Source organism: Guptibacillus sedimenti (assembly GCF_028610665.1).
Taxonomy (GTDB): Bacteria; Bacillota; Bacilli; order Bacillales; family Guptibacillaceae; genus Guptibacillus; species Guptibacillus sedimenti.
In genome coordinates this window covers 1,055,671-1,071,023 of record NZ_JAQQWV010000001.1, presented here as the reverse complement: position 1 = coordinate 1,071,023, position 15,353 = coordinate 1,055,671, and the positions used below count along the sequence as shown (strand labels likewise).

Annotated in this window: 15 protein-coding genes and 1 other annotated feature (1 of these 16 running past the window's edge); of the genes, 5 read left to right on the top strand and 10 right to left on the bottom strand. The window is 40.4% G+C overall.

Going from position 1 to position 15,353, the window contains the following annotated elements; translation table 11 throughout:
* The first annotated feature begins 24 nt into the window (after positions 1-24).
* A complete protein-coding gene (gene cysK / locus PQ578_RS05170; protein ID WP_273832502.1) occupies positions 25-954 on the top strand; it encodes a cysteine synthase A in 930 nt (309 codons plus the stop codon).
* Between the two features lie 73 nt (positions 955-1,027).
* Here cysK and pepV read toward each other — a convergent pair whose 3' ends face one another.
* Positions 1,028-2,437, bottom strand: a complete 1,410-nt coding sequence (gene pepV, locus PQ578_RS05165) for a dipeptidase PepV (RefSeq protein WP_273832501.1) — start codon at positions 2,435-2,437, stop codon at positions 1,028-1,030.
* A gap of 1 nt (position 2,438) precedes the next feature.
* Positions 2,439-3,449, bottom strand: coding sequence for a potassium channel family protein (locus PQ578_RS05160; protein ID WP_337958002.1), 1,011 nt, complete (start codon positions 3,447-3,449; stop codon positions 2,439-2,441).
* 411 nt (positions 3,450-3,860) lie between these two features.
* Between PQ578_RS05160 and PQ578_RS05155 the strand changes: the two genes are divergently transcribed.
* Positions 3,861-4,100, top strand: a complete 240-nt coding sequence (locus PQ578_RS05155) for a DeoR family transcriptional regulator (RefSeq protein ID WP_098444594.1) — start codon at positions 3,861-3,863, stop codon at positions 4,098-4,100.
* A gap of 123 nt (positions 4,101-4,223) precedes the next feature.
* Here PQ578_RS05155 and PQ578_RS05150 read toward each other — a convergent pair whose 3' ends face one another.
* Both PQ578_RS05150 and PQ578_RS05145 read right to left on the bottom strand, forming a co-directional pair.
* Positions 4,224-4,835 carry a PRC-barrel domain-containing protein gene (locus tag PQ578_RS05150; RefSeq protein ID WP_273832500.1) on the bottom strand — a complete coding sequence of 204 codons (612 nt, stop codon included), beginning with the start codon at positions 4,833-4,835 and terminating at the stop codon, positions 4,224-4,226.
* A 68-nt stretch (positions 4,836-4,903) separates the two neighbouring features.
* On the bottom strand, positions 4,904-5,608 hold the full coding sequence (locus PQ578_RS05145; RefSeq protein WP_273832498.1) for a pseudouridine synthase: 705 nt from the start codon (positions 5,606-5,608) through the stop codon (positions 4,904-4,906).
* A 116-nt stretch (positions 5,609-5,724) separates the two neighbouring features.
* Between PQ578_RS05145 and PQ578_RS05140 the strand changes: the two genes are divergently transcribed.
* Both PQ578_RS05140 and PQ578_RS05135 read left to right on the top strand, forming a co-directional pair.
* Positions 5,725-6,150 (top strand): DUF6884 domain-containing protein, encoded by a 426-nt coding sequence (locus PQ578_RS05140; RefSeq protein WP_098444597.1) that lies wholly within the window; start codon positions 5,725-5,727, stop codon positions 6,148-6,150.
* A gap of 75 nt (positions 6,151-6,225) precedes the next feature.
* On the top strand, positions 6,226-6,441 hold the full coding sequence (locus PQ578_RS05135) for a hypothetical protein (RefSeq protein ID WP_098444598.1): 216 nt from the start codon (positions 6,226-6,228) through the stop codon (positions 6,439-6,441).
* Between the two features lie 54 nt (positions 6,442-6,495).
* Here the strand turns inward: PQ578_RS05135 and PQ578_RS05130 are convergent, their stop codons facing one another.
* The gene (locus PQ578_RS05130) at positions 6,496-8,133 is read right to left on the bottom strand and encodes a putative polysaccharide biosynthesis protein (protein WP_273832496.1); all 1,638 of its coding nucleotides are present in this window, start codon (positions 8,131-8,133) and stop codon (positions 6,496-6,498) included.
* 194 nt (positions 8,134-8,327) lie between these two features.
* Between PQ578_RS05130 and PQ578_RS05125 the strand changes: the two genes are divergently transcribed.
* On the top strand, positions 8,328-9,602 hold the full coding sequence (locus tag PQ578_RS05125; RefSeq protein ID WP_273832495.1) for a BaiN/RdsA family NAD(P)/FAD-dependent oxidoreductase: 1,275 nt from the start codon (positions 8,328-8,330) through the stop codon (positions 9,600-9,602).
* 69 nt (positions 9,603-9,671) lie between these two features.
* On the opposite strand, the gene PQ578_RS05120 is transcribed toward PQ578_RS05125, so the two are convergent.
* The 5 genes from PQ578_RS05120 to leuS all read right to left on the bottom strand — a co-directional run bounded on the left by PQ578_RS05120 (position 9,672) and on the right by leuS (position 15,212).
* Positions 9,672-10,919 (bottom strand): DEAD/DEAH box helicase, encoded by a 1,248-nt coding sequence (locus PQ578_RS05120; RefSeq protein WP_420541507.1) that lies wholly within the window; start codon positions 10,917-10,919, stop codon positions 9,672-9,674.
* Positions 10,920-11,097: 178 nt separating this feature from the next.
* Positions 11,098-11,709, bottom strand: coding sequence for a lytic transglycosylase domain-containing protein (locus tag PQ578_RS05115; RefSeq protein WP_273832494.1), 612 nt, complete (start codon positions 11,707-11,709; stop codon positions 11,098-11,100).
* Between the two features lie 186 nt (positions 11,710-11,895).
* Positions 11,896-12,237: a rhodanese-like domain-containing protein gene (locus tag PQ578_RS05110; protein ID WP_098444603.1), complete on the bottom strand. Its 342-nt coding sequence runs from the start codon at positions 12,235-12,237 to the stop codon at positions 11,896-11,898.
* Between the two features lie 25 nt (positions 12,238-12,262).
* Positions 12,263-12,571, bottom strand: a complete 309-nt coding sequence (locus PQ578_RS05105) for a rhodanese-like domain-containing protein (protein ID WP_098444604.1) — start codon at positions 12,569-12,571, stop codon at positions 12,263-12,265.
* 226 nt (positions 12,572-12,797) lie between these two features.
* Complete coding sequence (gene leuS / locus PQ578_RS05100) at positions 12,798-15,212, bottom strand: leucine--tRNA ligase (RefSeq protein ID WP_273832492.1); 2,415 nt, start codon at positions 15,210-15,212, stop codon at positions 12,798-12,800.
* Positions 15,213-15,275: 63 nt separating this feature from the next.
* Positions 15,276-15,353 (bottom strand) — a binding site (T-box leader); it runs 150 nt beyond the window's last position.

Here is a 15,353-nt window from a genome sequence, read left to right as displayed (position 1 = left end):
CTTGTATGAAAAGGATGTGCTTACATGATCTATGAAAATATGGCCGATCTTATTGGAGATACGCCTCTACTCAAATTAAATCGAGTCCCGAATCCAAATGGCGCAAAAATATACGCAAAGCTGGAATACTTTAACCCAAGTCGGAGCGTAAAGGATCGCGCAGCCTATAATATGATTGTTAAAGCAGAAGAAGATGGCTTACTTAAAGCTGGCTCTACAATTATTGAGCCAACTTCGGGCAACACCGGCATTGGACTTGCCATGAACGCCGCCGCTAAAGGGTATCCTGCTATTATTGTCATGCCTGATAACGCAACACAAGAACGCATTAAACTTCTTAAAGCATACGGTGCAAAAGTTGTTCTCACGCCATCTTCTGAGAAAATGCCTGGTGCAATTAACAAAGCGAAAGAAATTGCCGAAACCATTAAAGATAGCTTTATCCCAATGCAATTCGAAAATGCTGCAAATCCAGACGCACATCGTACTTCAACAGCGCTTGAAATTATAGAAGCAATGAAGCAACTCGGCGTCACTCCTGCTGCCTTTATTTCAACAGCCGGAACGGGCGGAACTGTTACAGGGACAGGTGAAGTCTTAAAAGAACATTTCCCCGATCTTACCGTGCACGTGGTTGAACCTGAGGGATCACCCGTTTTATCTGGCGGTAAACCTGGAAAACATAAGCTCGTAGGAACAAGCCCTGGATTCATACCTGATATCCTGAACACCTCGGTCTATGATGAAATTATCAAGATTACTGATGAGCAAGCCTATGAAGTGACGCGTAAATTAGCTAGGGAAGAGGGATTACTTGTGGGTCCATCTTCAGGAGCTGCAGTCTTTGCGGCAATGCAAGTTGCTGAGCGTTTATCACCCAACCAGGTTGTTGTTACCATGACTTGTGATTCTGGCGAACGTTATTTATCAAGTGATTTATTCAGTTCTCTATAGAACTTCCAAAAGAAAGCACATATGAATAGTAACTAGTCAGCGCCATGCCGTTACCGGCATGGCGCTCATTCTATTATTTTGCGAGTTCATAAATCGCTTCAGCATAAATCGCTGCCGCTTTTAACAAATCCTCGATATCCACATATTCATCTTTTTGATGTGCTAATTGAGGCTTTCCTTCAAAAAGAGCACCAAATGCAACTCCCGCATTTAGAGAGCGGGCATACGTTCCTCCACCTATCGATAGAAGCTTAGCTTCTTTGCCGGTTTGCTTTTCATAAACGTGTTGAAGCTTCTGTATAAGCTCATGATCCTGTGGCACATGATGCGGTGTCATATGATCAATCACTTTCATCTCCACTGACATTGGACCGGTGACCTTGTCAAACGTTTGTTTCACATGATCAAACTGACACGTTACTGGATAGCGAAGATTAATGCCAATTCGTCCCTGTTGGCTCGCTTGATACTCGAAAGTACCTGCATTCATCGTCAGTGACCCTGTAATGTTATCTTTGAAAGAGACCCCAAGGCGCTCCCCAGTAAAATCATCCTGTAACCATTTGAAGATAAAGTTAATGTAGGCAGATCCGTTTTGATCAAGCGACAGCCCTTCCAGAAATTCCGCTAAACGAAACGCTGCGTTGACACCTTCATGAGGGGCAGATCCATGAACGGATACGCCGTGTATTTCTAGCGTTAATTGCTTATCCAGTGTCGCTTTTCCTTTAAGGTTTTTATCGTTTAAAAATAGCTCAAATTCCTTTTTGACGTCAAGCAATTGGTCTTCACTACTTTGACATTTTGCTATTGCATGATCTGGAACCATATTCAAACGCTGTCCAGAATGAAAAGAGCGAAGAACGAACGTTTCCTTCCTTTCTTCATTAACAGGAAAAATCCATTCAAAGTCAGCAATCCCTTTTTCAGCGTGAATAATCGGGAAGACCGCATCAGGTGCAAAGCCCATTGTTGGCATTTCTTCATGGTTAAAATAGGTATCGACACATCGCCAAGAGCTTTCTTCATCTGTACCAACAATCATGCGAACTCGCTTTGAAAGTGCTGGATAAAGTTCCTTGACGATATTCATTGCCCAGTATGCCGCAATCGTCGGTCCCTTGTCATCAATCGCTCCTCTTGCATACATCTTTCCTTCTCGAACAGCAGGAGTAAACGGAGGGGTTGTCCAATCATTACCCGCTGGCACAACATCAACGTGACACAAGATACCAATTATTTCTTCACCCTGTCCAAACTCTAAATGTCCTGCAACCTGTTCAACATTCTTTGTTTGATAGCCATCACGCTTCCCTAAGTTAAGCATATAATCAAGCGCCTTTTTCACTTCAGAACCGAAGGGAGCATCCTCTGTACGATTCTCTTCATCTAAAACACTCTCAATTTTTAATAGACCTTCTAAGTCATTCATTAACGATTGTTTTCGATTAAGCACTTCTTCCTTCCAATTTACATCATTCAATTTATTTCACCCCTTTTATTCTTTCATATACTTCGTGATCACAAATGACAAAGAGTTTTGCCCTCTCCGGAATCGACTCATCCAGTCGTCGATTAATATCCATCCGCTCCCCATCAGCTATAAGCGTAGCTCCTTGTTGCAGTAGACTCTGAAACGCATCCCGATATGTATCCCACTCTTGCTGTACACCGATTTCATATAAGTTATCACCATGACCCCTACTTAGCAGCTGCGAGTAAACACCTGATATTCCCTTTGTAAAAGCGGATCGAACAGCCATGCGAGATACAGCTTCATGTGAAAGAACGAACTCATCAACCTGAACATGTGTAAAGTTCTTTATATGCTCCTCCTTCATTACTTCAACCGTTGTATGAATATCGGTTGAAAGTCGTTCAATTGAGCTAGCAATGATGAGTGACTTTCCATCAGCGAGAAGAGCATCATGTATCGTATCATCTGAAAAGATAAGAACCGCTTTCGCATTCATAATATCAGCTTTGTTAAGCGTTGCTTCTTCTGCAGCATCACCTTGTATATAGTGAATATTCTCTTCGATTAATGGAGCTTTTGTTAACTTGTCAATAATGACAATCTCGCATTGATCAGAATCCATAATTTCCGAAACCGCGTATGCAGCTTTTTGCGACCATCCAATAATGACGATATGATCGTTTCCTTGATAAGGCATTTTCCCTTCCTCCTTTCGCTTTTTAATCTCTGAAAAGCCATCAACAAACTTTCCAATAACAACTCCAATTAATCCAATACCGACAATATAGAGAAACATCGCATACATTCTTCCAGCAATCGTGGTTGGGAAGTAATCTCCATATCCTACTGTCGTTACAGTTGTCATCACCCACCAGAGTGAATCGAATAGAGATGGAAACGTCTCTGGTTCAATGAGCCGCATGATTACTGTACTAACGACAACTAGGATGAAAGCGACAGCTAGCATAAAACGATTGTTTAATTTAATGGCATTTTTTAGAAAAATACGAAATAACATATGAATCTCCCTCCTCTCTTAGTATTCGTACTTTAAGAATAGCAAAGGAATGTTCGTTAAGGAAGATTAAGCCAAACGAAATGAAATTTTTTGCCGAAATAACAGAATTATTGTAAAATAAACTTTAAAGAGGGGGTGTAAGTTGGCCCAAAAAAGGGAAATGGCAGTAGGAGTGGAATTAAATAATAATGCCAATCAATCGCTTATCTTATGAAAGTGGTACGACCTATTCGTCAATACACCAAGTTGGGAAACCCAACACATCCAGAAATCACTTCCAGTCTTAATCGGAGCAAATAGCCAAACTTTCATGAAAAATCGAAGGAATATGTAGAAATTAAGTATATCTTAACGTTTCCTTCATATGGTTTTAATAGTTACGTTTTATGCTAGGGATAAGGCATTGATTACATGTTAGGGAGTGGTTCTTTGAGTATTACTTCAACTGATCGTATGATGACCCGTATCAAGTCCATCTATTTATTTATTAGCAAGCATGGTACTGTCAGCACAAATGAGTTAGTTGAAGAGTTTGGGATTACCCAGCGAACAGTTCAAAGAGATTTAAATGTACTGGCCTACAATGAATTAGTCAAAAGCCCAAACCGAGGATTCTGGACAATAACAAGCAAGAGAGTTAAAGTTGGATAAGGTAGATAATAGGCTACACGGGGCTTTTCGTCGATCCAATCTGACGGAAGCCTTTATTTAGTTTGAAAACATTGCTTTTTAACTCATTAGAAAAGCCCTGCATTAATGCAGGGCTTTTCTATATCACGCTTTTTTTATTGTATGGTGATAGTCTGTAGGGACAATAATTTTACCGTGCTGATACTTTACAGCTTCGTCCAATTTTAAAAAGGGTTGATCGCTTGAAAGAAAATCGGATAAAAAGCCTTCTGAAAGCTCAAATCCCTCGACCCTGCCACTTTTGTCAATGACAATTTCCTTCACCTTGCCAAGCTCTTCTCCGCTTTCTGTTAAAATTTCAGCTTTATTTAACGATTTATTAGAACATTGATCAGCTAAAACCGTCGATTGAATTTCATCCTGACTTTCACGAAGCAAATAGCCATCATTTTGCCAGGATAATTGACTAAATGAAACAATCATTGTTTCATTTGCATCTCGTTCTTTACGATCATCGTCTGTTACTGGATAATTATCAGGCGTGAATTGTCCTCCTGACGCTTGAATAGAGTGAAGCATTTCATCTGCGTGATGATCAGGAACAGCATCTTTCTCATTAGAAATCTCTTTTTTCTCAACCTCAACATATGTTGCTTGCCGAAGCGTCTGATCAAAGTAAACCTGCTTCACAATCAATTCAGCAGATGATTCATTTTTCAACTTATGATCTTGAATTTCTTTTCCAACCTTAATCATGAAAAATCCTCTCCTTCACAACTGAATACTCCTGCTATTCCCCAAGTCAGTCGTAAAGAAACAAACCATTACTTTTGTAGAATGGTTACCTCTTCCTCAGTTAACTCTCTGTATTCTCCAGGTTCCAAGTCACCATCAAGATGAATATCTCCCATCTGAATGCGCTGTAAATAAACGACTTTCTTGCCTACCGCTTCAAACATTCGCTTTACTTGATGGAATTTTCCTTCATGAATTGTAAGCTCAATTTCGGATTCCTCAGCAGCACTTAAAATCGTTAACTCTCCAGGTTTTGTTTCATATCCATCATCAAGCGTGACGCCTTTCTCAAAAGCCCGAACATCTTTTTCTGATACAACACCGCTAATTTTAGCATAATAAGTTTTCGGAACATGATGTTTTGGTGACGTTAAATGATGAGCTAGCTTACCATCATTCGTGATGATTAATAATCCTTCTGTATCTTTATCTAATCGCCCTACTGGAAATGGTTCGAAAACTTGATCTTCAGGAATGAGTATGTCAATGACAGTTTCTTCTTCATCTTCCGTTGCTGAAATAACCCCAGCCGGTTTGTTCATCATAAGGTAAATGAATTCTCGATATTCTACGGTTTCTTCATAAACTGTTACGTGATTTTCTTCAGGATCGATATGGTGCTTCGCATCCTTAATCACCTCTTCATCAACACGAACCACGCCTGTTTTCAAAAGTTTTTTTACTTCTTTCCTCGTGCCGTAGCCCATATTTGCTAATAATTTATCTAAACGCATTTCAACCTCTCCTTTTCCATATTTTTTCCACTATTTATTTATTTTTTTAGCATACTTTTTGGTTCGTAAGGGTATGTAAACGATAAATGCCAAAATGCACGTTTGGAGTGAATCGTATGACTGTGAAAGTTGGACTTTTAGCAACAGCACGCAAGAAAAGTAATAAGTCTGCACCTGTGACGGAATTTTACCAAAGTCCTTTATTTCAAAAAACGTTAGAATACGCATCTCAACATTATGACCGCATGTATTTCTATAATGCCAAAGATGGACTTTTATTACCAGAAGACATCATGGACCCATATGACGTCTCAATTAAAACATTTTCCCATCATCAACGAGAAGAATGGGCTCAAAAAGTAATTGAGCAATTCTCTCAACATGAGACTTCTACGGATATTCTCGTGTGTTTACACGGTGGCTCCGTTTATCGAAAACACCTTGAGCCTCAGCTTAACCGATTCAACTATGTGTATGAAGTGCCTTTAAAAGGACTTGGAATCGGAGAGCAGCTCAGTTGGTATCAGAAAAACTCAGTATAACACGGGTCACATGCCCAGCAACACTGCCCAGCCTTAACATACACTATCAAGTACCTACAAAAGGAGGCGTTGTGTATGTATGATTATGATCGGCAGCAAGGGCAGCAGTTCCAAATGTATCCTGGCTTTCCAGGATACCCAGGACAGCCCGGGTATCCCGGCCAACCAGGATATCCTGGAAATATTGAACAACAGCTTAGACAAATTGAGCGCCAGCTACGACGACAAGATCGAAGAATTACAAGAATTGAGAGACAGATCGGGATTCGTGATGAGGACTACGGCTATTAGCCTTCTCAATTATTCCACTTATAAAAAATGAAGGCCTCAGGAGGCCTTCATTTTTTAACGTCTTTTTAGAAATGAGAATCGTTCACCTAAAATTAATCCCGCTAGATTGGAACGATATGATAGCCATAGAAATACAATTCCTCCCACCGTAACGCCAATTAGTAAATTGATGATCGAATACAACATGCTTCCGCCTTCACTTGTTGAAAGGTATAAATCAGGCATGACCGATTCTAATGGAAGAATGGCTAGTTTGGAAGCAACCGCCATAATCACGACGAAAATTCCAATAAGGAGTAACCTTCTTGAGAGGAATCCAAACTCGTAATCTGTATATTTCTTAATGACAACGATTGTAATGATAACCGACGTTAGTAAACCAATATTTGTCGCAAGTATTGATCCTTTCCCCTCAAACATTGTAACAAAGGGATAAGTTAGTCCAGCTTTAAGGACAAGACCAGCGAGTAAACTATAGACGGCAAACTTTTGTTTATTAATTCCCTGTAAAATCGCAGCTGTTACAGAAAAAAGGGCAAACAATATAGCCGTTGGCGCATACCACATTAATAACCAGCTACCAAGATCTTGATTTACCGTTGGATAAAGAACTCTAAATATCGGTTCAGATAAAACGGCTAACCCTATTGCAGCAGGAGTCGTCAAGAATAATAAAATTTGGAACGTTTGCGTTAGCTGATTTTGCAATGATCCTTCACGATTCGCTGTAAATGATTTCGTAATAGCTGGGATAATCGTCATTGAAAGAGCAGTAGCAAGCGATACTGGGATCATAATCAACTTATGAGCAAGTCCAGTGATAATCGCAAACACTTCTTCATAGGCAGGTTTATCGTAACCAATACTCTTCAATGCTGGATTAATGAGCAACGTATCAATTTGCAAATATAAAGGAATCGCCAAACCGACTACAACAAACGGAAGAGCATACGTAATGATTTCTTTATACATATCTTTTAAGGATACATCATGATCCACCGTACTTTCAGCAAGGTGACGATCTAACGATGGCTTTCGCTTTCTGTAATACCAGAAAACTACAAGCAATCCCCCAACCGCCCCAACAAATGCACCAAAAGTGGCGAATGTAGCGGCTGTCGCTTCATCCCCGTCCATAAATTTAATGATAATAACACTGGAAACAAGGATAAATACAATCCGGAAAATTTGTTCAACAACTTGTGAAACAGCTGTTGGTCCCATCGATTGTAGACCTTGGAAAAAACCGCGCGTTAGACTCATGATCGGCACAATTAATAGTGCCATACTCACGACCCTTATAACTAATGTTACATCGGCAATTGTATTCCCTTCTTTCCCCTCATCAATGACAATACGAGCAATTGGTTCTGCCAAAAGGAAAAGGGCTAGAAATGCTACAAATCCAGTAATCGTCATTAAAAGAAGTCCTGACTTAAAAAGTCTTCGTCCCGTTCGGTAATCTCCAAGCGTGTGATATTTTGAAACAAACTTTGAGACTGCAAGCGGAATTCCCACCGTGGACAGGCTTAGCATTATCGTATATGGAGTATAAGCATATTGATAAAGGGCTACCCCCTGAGTACCAACAAGAGCTGTAAAAGGAAACATATAAATCATACCAATTATTCTAGAAAAAAGGGTAGCTGCTGATAACAGCATTGTCCCTCTAATCACATTTGAATCAGACATTTCTCCATCTCCTACTTCTAACCATTCAACTAGATCCATTCGTCATCTATCAACAATTTTCAACAGTTCTTTAAATACACTTCTCCATTTTAAGCTATTTAGCTAGTAACAACAAATATAAATTTTTGTGAAACTTTATTAAGGGGAGTGAATTATGGTATGTTTGAGTGTAGCAAAATGAGAGAGGTGTAAGTATGAACTATGATGTCATTGTGATTGGCGGAGGTCCGTCCGGACTCATGGCGTCTGTATCAGCGGCTGAACATGGAGCAAAAGTGCTTCTCGTTGATAAAGGGAATAAGCTTGGACGAAAGCTAGCGATTTCTGGAGGCGGTCGTTGTAACGTAACAAACCGACTTCCACTTGATGAACTAATCAAATTCATTCCAGGAAACGGAAAATTCTTATACAGCGCGTTTAACATTTTTGATAATGAAGACATTATCACATTCTTTGAAGACCTTGGCATTAAATTAAAAGAAGAAGATCATGGCAGAATGTTCCCCGTCACTGATGATGCAAAGTCTGTTGTGAATGCACTACTAGATAAAGTACGACACTTAAATGTGACAATACAAGTCAATACCCCAGTTGAGAAAGTTCTTTATGAAGATGGGGCCGTTTCAGGTGTAAGACTTAAAACGAAAGAAAACATTCATTCATCCAACGTGGTTATTGCAGTTGGAGGGAAATCTGTCCCTCATACGGGTTCAACCGGCGATGGTTATGCATGGGCGGAAGAAGGTGGTCATACGATTACAGATCTATACCCCACTGAAGTCCCCCTTACTTCTAGTGAAGCTTTTATTAAAAACAAGGAACTGCAGGGCTTATCGCTTCGAGATGTTGCGCTATCTGTTCTTAACCCAAAGGGCAAGGTGATTAAAACACATCGATGGGATATGATTTTTACACATATTGGACTTTCTGGACCCGCAGTTCTTCGTTGCAGTCAATACGTTGTGAAAGCAATGAAAAAATTCAATGCGCAATACATTCCCCTGCAAATTGATGCCGTACCTGATCAAAACGAAGAGGAATTGTTTCGCGAGCATATGAAGCTCGCAAAAGAAGAGCCTAAAAAAGCAATTAAAAACATCTGGAAAAGCAAAGTACCAGAACGATACATGCTCTTCTTATTTACTAAAGCAGACATATCGCCAGAAACGACGTATGCTCACTTATCGAAGGAAAAAGTGCGTGAATACGTACGTTTATTAAAGCAATTCCAAGTCGCGATCGATGGTACCCTTCCAATTGATAAAGCCTTCGTAACGGGTGGAGGCGTATCTCTAAAAGAAATACATCCGAAAGAAATGGCTTCAAAATTCACCACAGGTCTTTACTTTTGCGGAGAAGTACTCGACATTCACGGTTATACCGGGGGCTATAACATCACTTCTGCCTTTGTAACAGGGTATACAGCAGGTAAAAGCGCTGCTGAAAGAAGAACAACTTCTGCTATTTAAGTTGAGCATGATTCGACTCGCCTATAGAAAGAGAGGGGATCGTCCATCGGACGATCCCCTCTCTTTCTTTTATCGTTTGTTTCGGTTTCTTCCGTTATTTCGATTGCGATTGTTCGAGGAACCAGTCTTTCGAGAAGAATGGCTGGATCTACTTCTTTGATCATTTCTTCTTTCATCATTACGCTCTTCACCATCAGGTAGTGCACCTTCAACGGTTTTTCTAGCAAGTTTCTTACCGATACCTTTTTCAATCATTTGAATAAATGATTGATCCTTGGCAGCTATAAACGTATAAGATGCACCATCTCCACCAGCACGCCCCGTTCGACCAATTCGGTGGATATAACTTTCTGTATCTTGCGGAATGTCGTAGTTAAAAACGTGCGTCACTCCTTCAATATCAAGCCCTCGTGCTGCCACATCCGTGGCAACAAGAAGCTGAATTTTCGCATCACGGAATCGTTTGATGACACTTTCACGTTTCGACTGAGATAAATCACCATGAAGCTCATCGGATAAATATCCTTTTGCTTTCAAATCACCGTTTAATTTACTAACTCTACGCTTCGTACGACAGAAAATAATTCCGAGGAACGGACGCACTTCGTCAATAGTTTCAGTAAGGGAACCAAATTTTCGTCGATCTGTTGTCTCAATAACGAACTGCTCAATTTCTTCAACGGTTTTGCCTTTCTCTTTTCCTCTAATCTTCTCAGGTGAACGCATAAATCGTTTGGCAAGTTGTTTAATATCACTCGACATAGTTGCTGAGAATAGGGCGGTTAGACGGCTTTCAGGCGTTTCATCAATAATATCTTCTACTTCTCTAAGGAAACCAATATGCAACATCTGGTCAGCTTCATCTAAGACAAGATAAGCAGTATGAGATAAATCAATGGTTTCTCTTCGAACATGATCTAACAAGCGACCAGGCGTTGCCACAACAATGTGGACTTGCTTATTTAGATGCTTGATCTGTCTTTCTACATCCTGACCACCATAAACAGCTAGAACATTGACGTCATCTCGTTCTTCAACTAGCTTCATCAATTCTGAAGTAATCTGAATCGCAAGCTCACGAGTTGGCGTAACAATGAGAGCCTGTACTTCTTGTGCTTCTGTGTCTATTTTCTCAAGAATTGGCAGCAAGAAAGCGAATGTTTTTCCCGTGCCCGTCTGCGCCTGTGCAATGACGTCTTTTCCCTGTAACATCACTGGAATCGTTTCTCTTTGAATGTCTGTTGGGGTATCGATGCCCTGAGCTTCAAGTTGCTTAATGAGACGTGAGTCCAGTCCCAATTTAGTAAATTCGTTCAAATTAGTCACCTCGTGTTTAGTATATCAATAATTTGTATCTTCTTTCAGAACTGCCCTTATTCTCTCGCTCCGAACATAAAGAAGTCAAAAGAAATTCCATTATGAAATGAAACCTTAAAAAAAAGCTACCTCATTGACGACTGCTAAAGTGCGGTCGAGTGAGACAGCTTTAACTAATTTATGCTCGATAATTCCCCATTACTTTTGAAACATAATTTTGTGTTTCTTGAAACGGAGGTATTCCACCGTACCGATCCACATTTCCCGGTCCGGCATTATAAGCGGCTAGTGCAAGCTCAGTGTTTCCATTATATTTATTCATCATTTGTTTCATGTACTTTACGCCGCCTTCAATGTTTTGTCCAGGGTCAAAAGGATCTTTTACTCCTAATGAAGCGGCAGTAGCAGGCATTAATTGCATTAACCCCATAGCCCCAGCTCCGCTCACGCTATCTGACTTATAGCCTGATTCTTGTTTAATAATGGAATGAATGAGCTTAGGATCGACGTCATATTTCACCGATAATGCTTCTATATAGCCATCGATTTCAAGCGATGATGACGAATAAGAAGGGTTAGACGAGATTGGAATTTGGGATGGCGCAAATAATTCCGCCGGGATTGAAGTAAGTGTTGAATCCGGATTGGCTTGTCCAGGATTCTGGTTAGAGAGAGCTTGTTCAAGCATATCAGTAAAGGAAAAAGTGGTCGTCTGCTTCACTTTATTTCCTATCTGCAATTGTTGAAGAGACTGTAAATCCATCATAGCACGTATTAGTTCTGCCTTCATTTCAACACCCCGGTCTAGTCTTTTCCATCATTATACCAGATTGAAGGCAGAAGTAGATTTCTTTCTTTAAGCAATCTATTTGGAACATGGGGAAAAAAGTGCTATGATTTATTAAACACATCAATTTACTTGGATTAACACTTCAGGAAAACGTCTTTTAGAGACCAACTCCAAAAGACGTTTTCATTACGAAACGGTCATGTAATAAATAGGTTGCTTGCGCTGTTTCATCAGGATCTTCACAGCGAGTCTTGCTGCTTTTCGATCTTCGGCAAGAACAATAATCTCTTTATCACACACTTCATTTTCTTTCGTCTGTCTTCCTAAATAAGAAAGCGGAATATTCTTTGCTTTTTCATAAGGCGTACGGTGCGAAAGAATATAATCTCTCACATCAATGAGACAGTATTTATCATCGTCAAACCGATCTAAATGAATCGGCTTCATATAAGAATAAGGATAAACTACTCTCCATAATCCTAAAGTCAAGGCAGCCATTACTGCACCAGCCATTCCCCATATCGCCATTCGAACTCTCTCCTTTTTAGCAGGGTTATTTCAGTTTACCCTCCCATTTCATCATACCGCCAACCATATTTCTTACTTCATAACCAGCTTCTTGCATGTACTCGCAAGCACGCTCACTACGACGTCCAGAGCGACAAATCATAATATGCTCTTCTTCTTTGTTTATTTCATCAAGTCGTTCCGGAAGAGTGCCAAGACGAATGTGCTTCGCTTCAGGGATCATACCTTCCTCTACTTCCTCGTCCTCACGTACATCAATTAGCGAAACGTTCTTTCCATCATTGATTAGCTTTTCAACCTCTTCAGGTGTTACTGTCTTAATTTCATTACTCATAAAAAACATACCCCTTTCGTACAATTCTCATATGATTTTTCGATTATATTCACTTTAACAAATTCAATCGTACATGATTTGTTGGTTCAATACAAGAAATCTATCTTCTTATCATCTTACTAATATTCTCAAATATAGGAAAAGGTTATGCAAAATGTTGTTTAATCATTTTCAGCAAAATTTTATATAGTTAAAACCCTCTCCATCAACTGGAGAGGGTTAGTTGTTAATTAGCTACGATATTCACTAACTTACCTGGAACAGCAATAACTTTGCGAAGTGTTTTGCCATCAAGTTGACCTTTAATTTTCTCATGCTCTAACGCAATTTCCTGCATCTCATCACGAGAGGCTTCTGTAGGAATGGATATTTTAGCACGAAGTTTGCCGTTAATTTGAACAACAATCTCAACTTCGTCTACTGTAAGTTTGCTTTCATCAAACATTGGCCAGTTCGCATACGCAAGTGATTCGCCATGTCCAAGCGCACTCCATAGTTCTTCCGCAAGGTGAGGCGCGATAGGTGAAAGTAACTTCACAAACCCTTCCATTAAAGTAACCGAAACCGTTTCCTGCTTATACGCTTCATTTACAAATACCATCATTTGAGACACAGCGGTGTTAAAGCGCAGTCCTTCCATATCTTCAGTTACTTTCTTAACTGTTTCATGATAAACGCGCTCCATCTTTTCTCCTGAATTTTCTTCAGAAATCGAAGACTTTGTTAGGTCACCTTCGCCAAACAAGCGCCATACACGATCAAGGAAACGACGAGCTCCATCAAGACCATTGTGTGACCATGCAATCGACCCTTCAAATGGCCCCATAAACATTTCATATAGACGAAGTGTGTCTGCACCGTGGCTTTCAACTATTTCATCTGGATTTACTACGTTTCCTTTTGACTTACTCATTTTTTCGTTGTTTTCACCAAGAATCATGCCCTGATTGCGAAGGCGTTGGAATGGTTCTTTCGTTGGCACTACACCGATATCATACAGAACTTTATGCCAGAAACGAGCATAAAGCAAGTGAAGAACCGCATGCTCTGCACCACCGATATACATATCCACAGGTAGCCATTCATCAAGCTTTTTAGGATCCGCTAGCATCTCATCGTTATTAGGATCGATATAACGCAGATAGTACCAGCAGCTTCCAGCCCATTGTGGCATCGTGTTTGTTTCACGACGGCCTTTCATACCTGTTTTAGGATCGACAACGTTCAACCAATCCTCGATATTCGCAAGAGGGGATTCGCCAGTTCCAGAGGGCTTAATTTCCGTTGTTTCTGGTAGAACGACCGGTAAATCTTCCTTCGGTACTGCGCTCATTGAACCATCTTCCCAATGTATGATTGGAATTGGTTCACCCCAGTAACGCTGACGGCTAAATAACCAATCGCGAAGACGATACGTTGTTTTTTTCGTGCCTTTACCGTTTTCCTCTAACCATTCAATGCTTTTCGTTATGGCTTCTTCTTTCTCAAGGCCGTTTAAGAACTCAGAGTTTACATGCTCCCCATCTTCTGTATAGGCTTCTTTCGACACATTTCCACCAGCCACAACTTCTTGGATTGGAAGGTTAAAGGCAGTCGCAAACTCATAATCACGCTCGTCATGAGCAGGAACAGCCATGATCGCACCAGTTCCATAACTCATAAGCACGTAATCCGCTACCCAAATCGGAAGCTTAGCATTGTTTATTGGGTTAACTGCATAGGCTCCAGTAAATTCACCAGTCTTCTCTTTTGATAACTCTGTTCGCTCAAGATCACTCTTTGTTTGAACTTTTGAACGATAGCTCTCAACTTTGGAAATTTGTTCACTCGTCGAAATTTTATCAACTAGAGGATGCTCAGGTGCTAGCACCATATACGTTGCGCCAAACAGTGTATCTGGACGCGTCGTAAAGACATCAATTGACTCATCATAACCATCTATTCTAAAGGTAACTTCAGCGCCTTCGGACTTCCCAATCCAGTTTCGCTGCATTTCTTTAATGCTGTCAGACCAGTCAAGGTCTTCTAGATCTTCAAGCAAGCGATCCGCATATTCCGTAATTTTCAATACCCATTGCTTCATTGGTTTACGAACAACAGGATGACCGCCGCGCTCACTCTTACCGTCAATGACTTCCTCATTCGCAAGAACAGTTCCTAGCGCTTCACACCAGTTCACAGCTACTTCGTCTACGTAGGCAAGACCTTTTTCATATAATTTCGTGAAAATCCACTGTGTCCATTTGTAATAATGTGGATCAGTTGTATTAATTTCTCGATCCCAATCGTATGAAAAACCAAGCTCTTTAATTTGGCGACGGAATGTATCGATGTTCTTTTGTGTAAAGTCACGTGGGTTGTTACCTGTATCAAGTGCATATTGTTCTGCTGGTAGTCCAAATGCATCCCATCCAATTGGATGAAGGACATTGTATCCCTGCATTCTTTTCATACGAGATAAAATATCTGTTGCCGTATACCCTTCAGGGTGTCCAACGTGCAGACCTGCCCCAGATGGATAAGGGAACATATCGAGTATATAAACTTTCTCACCTTGTGCGTCATTCTCTGTTTTAAATGTTTTGTTTGTTTCCCAGAAGTGCTGCCACTTCTTTTCAATTGATTTGTGATCAAATGCCATTGCTACTCTCTCCTTCCAGTACTTACAGAAAAAATAAAAAACCTCCCATCCCCGTTGTTTATCAACAGGGACGAGAGGTTGAGAATCTACTATTCACAATCACCCGCGGTACCACCCGGCTTAGTACTAAAAAGCACTCAC

Coding starts and splice junctions, on each gene's coding strand:
- cysK (WP_273832502.1), top strand. CDS start 25: ATGATCTATGAAAATATGGCCGATCTTATTGGAGATACGCCTCTACTC.
- PQ578_RS05160 (WP_337958002.1), bottom strand. CDS start 3,449: ATGTTATTTCGTATTTTTCTAAAAAATGCCATTAAATTAAACAATCGT.
- PQ578_RS05155 (WP_098444594.1), top strand. CDS start 3,861: ATGTTAGGGAGTGGTTCTTTGAGTATTACTTCAACTGATCGTATGATG.
- PQ578_RS05150 (WP_273832500.1), bottom strand. CDS start 4,835: ATGATTAAGGTTGGAAAAGAAATTCAAGATCATAAGTTGAAAAATGAA.
- PQ578_RS05145 (WP_273832498.1), bottom strand. CDS start 5,608: ATGCGTTTAGATAAATTATTAGCAAATATGGGCTACGGCACGAGGAAA.
- PQ578_RS05140 (WP_098444597.1), top strand. CDS start 5,725: ATGACTGTGAAAGTTGGACTTTTAGCAACAGCACGCAAGAAAAGTAAT.
- PQ578_RS05135 (WP_098444598.1), top strand. CDS start 6,226: ATGTATGATTATGATCGGCAGCAAGGGCAGCAGTTCCAAATGTATCCT.
- PQ578_RS05130 (WP_273832496.1), bottom strand. CDS start 8,133: ATGTCTGATTCAAATGTGATTAGAGGGACAATGCTGTTATCAGCAGCT.
- PQ578_RS05125 (WP_273832495.1), top strand. CDS start 8,328: ATGAACTATGATGTCATTGTGATTGGCGGAGGTCCGTCCGGACTCATG.
- PQ578_RS05115 (WP_273832494.1), bottom strand. CDS start 11,709: ATGAAGGCAGAACTAATACGTGCTATGATGGATTTACAGTCTCTTCAA.
- PQ578_RS05110 (WP_098444603.1), bottom strand. CDS start 12,237: ATGGCGATATGGGGAATGGCTGGTGCAGTAATGGCTGCCTTGACTTTA.
- PQ578_RS05105 (WP_098444604.1), bottom strand. CDS start 12,571: ATGAGTAATGAAATTAAGACAGTAACACCTGAAGAGGTTGAAAAGCTA.
- leuS (WP_273832492.1), bottom strand. CDS start 15,212: ATGGCATTTGATCACAAATCAATTGAAAAGAAGTGGCAGCACTTCTGG.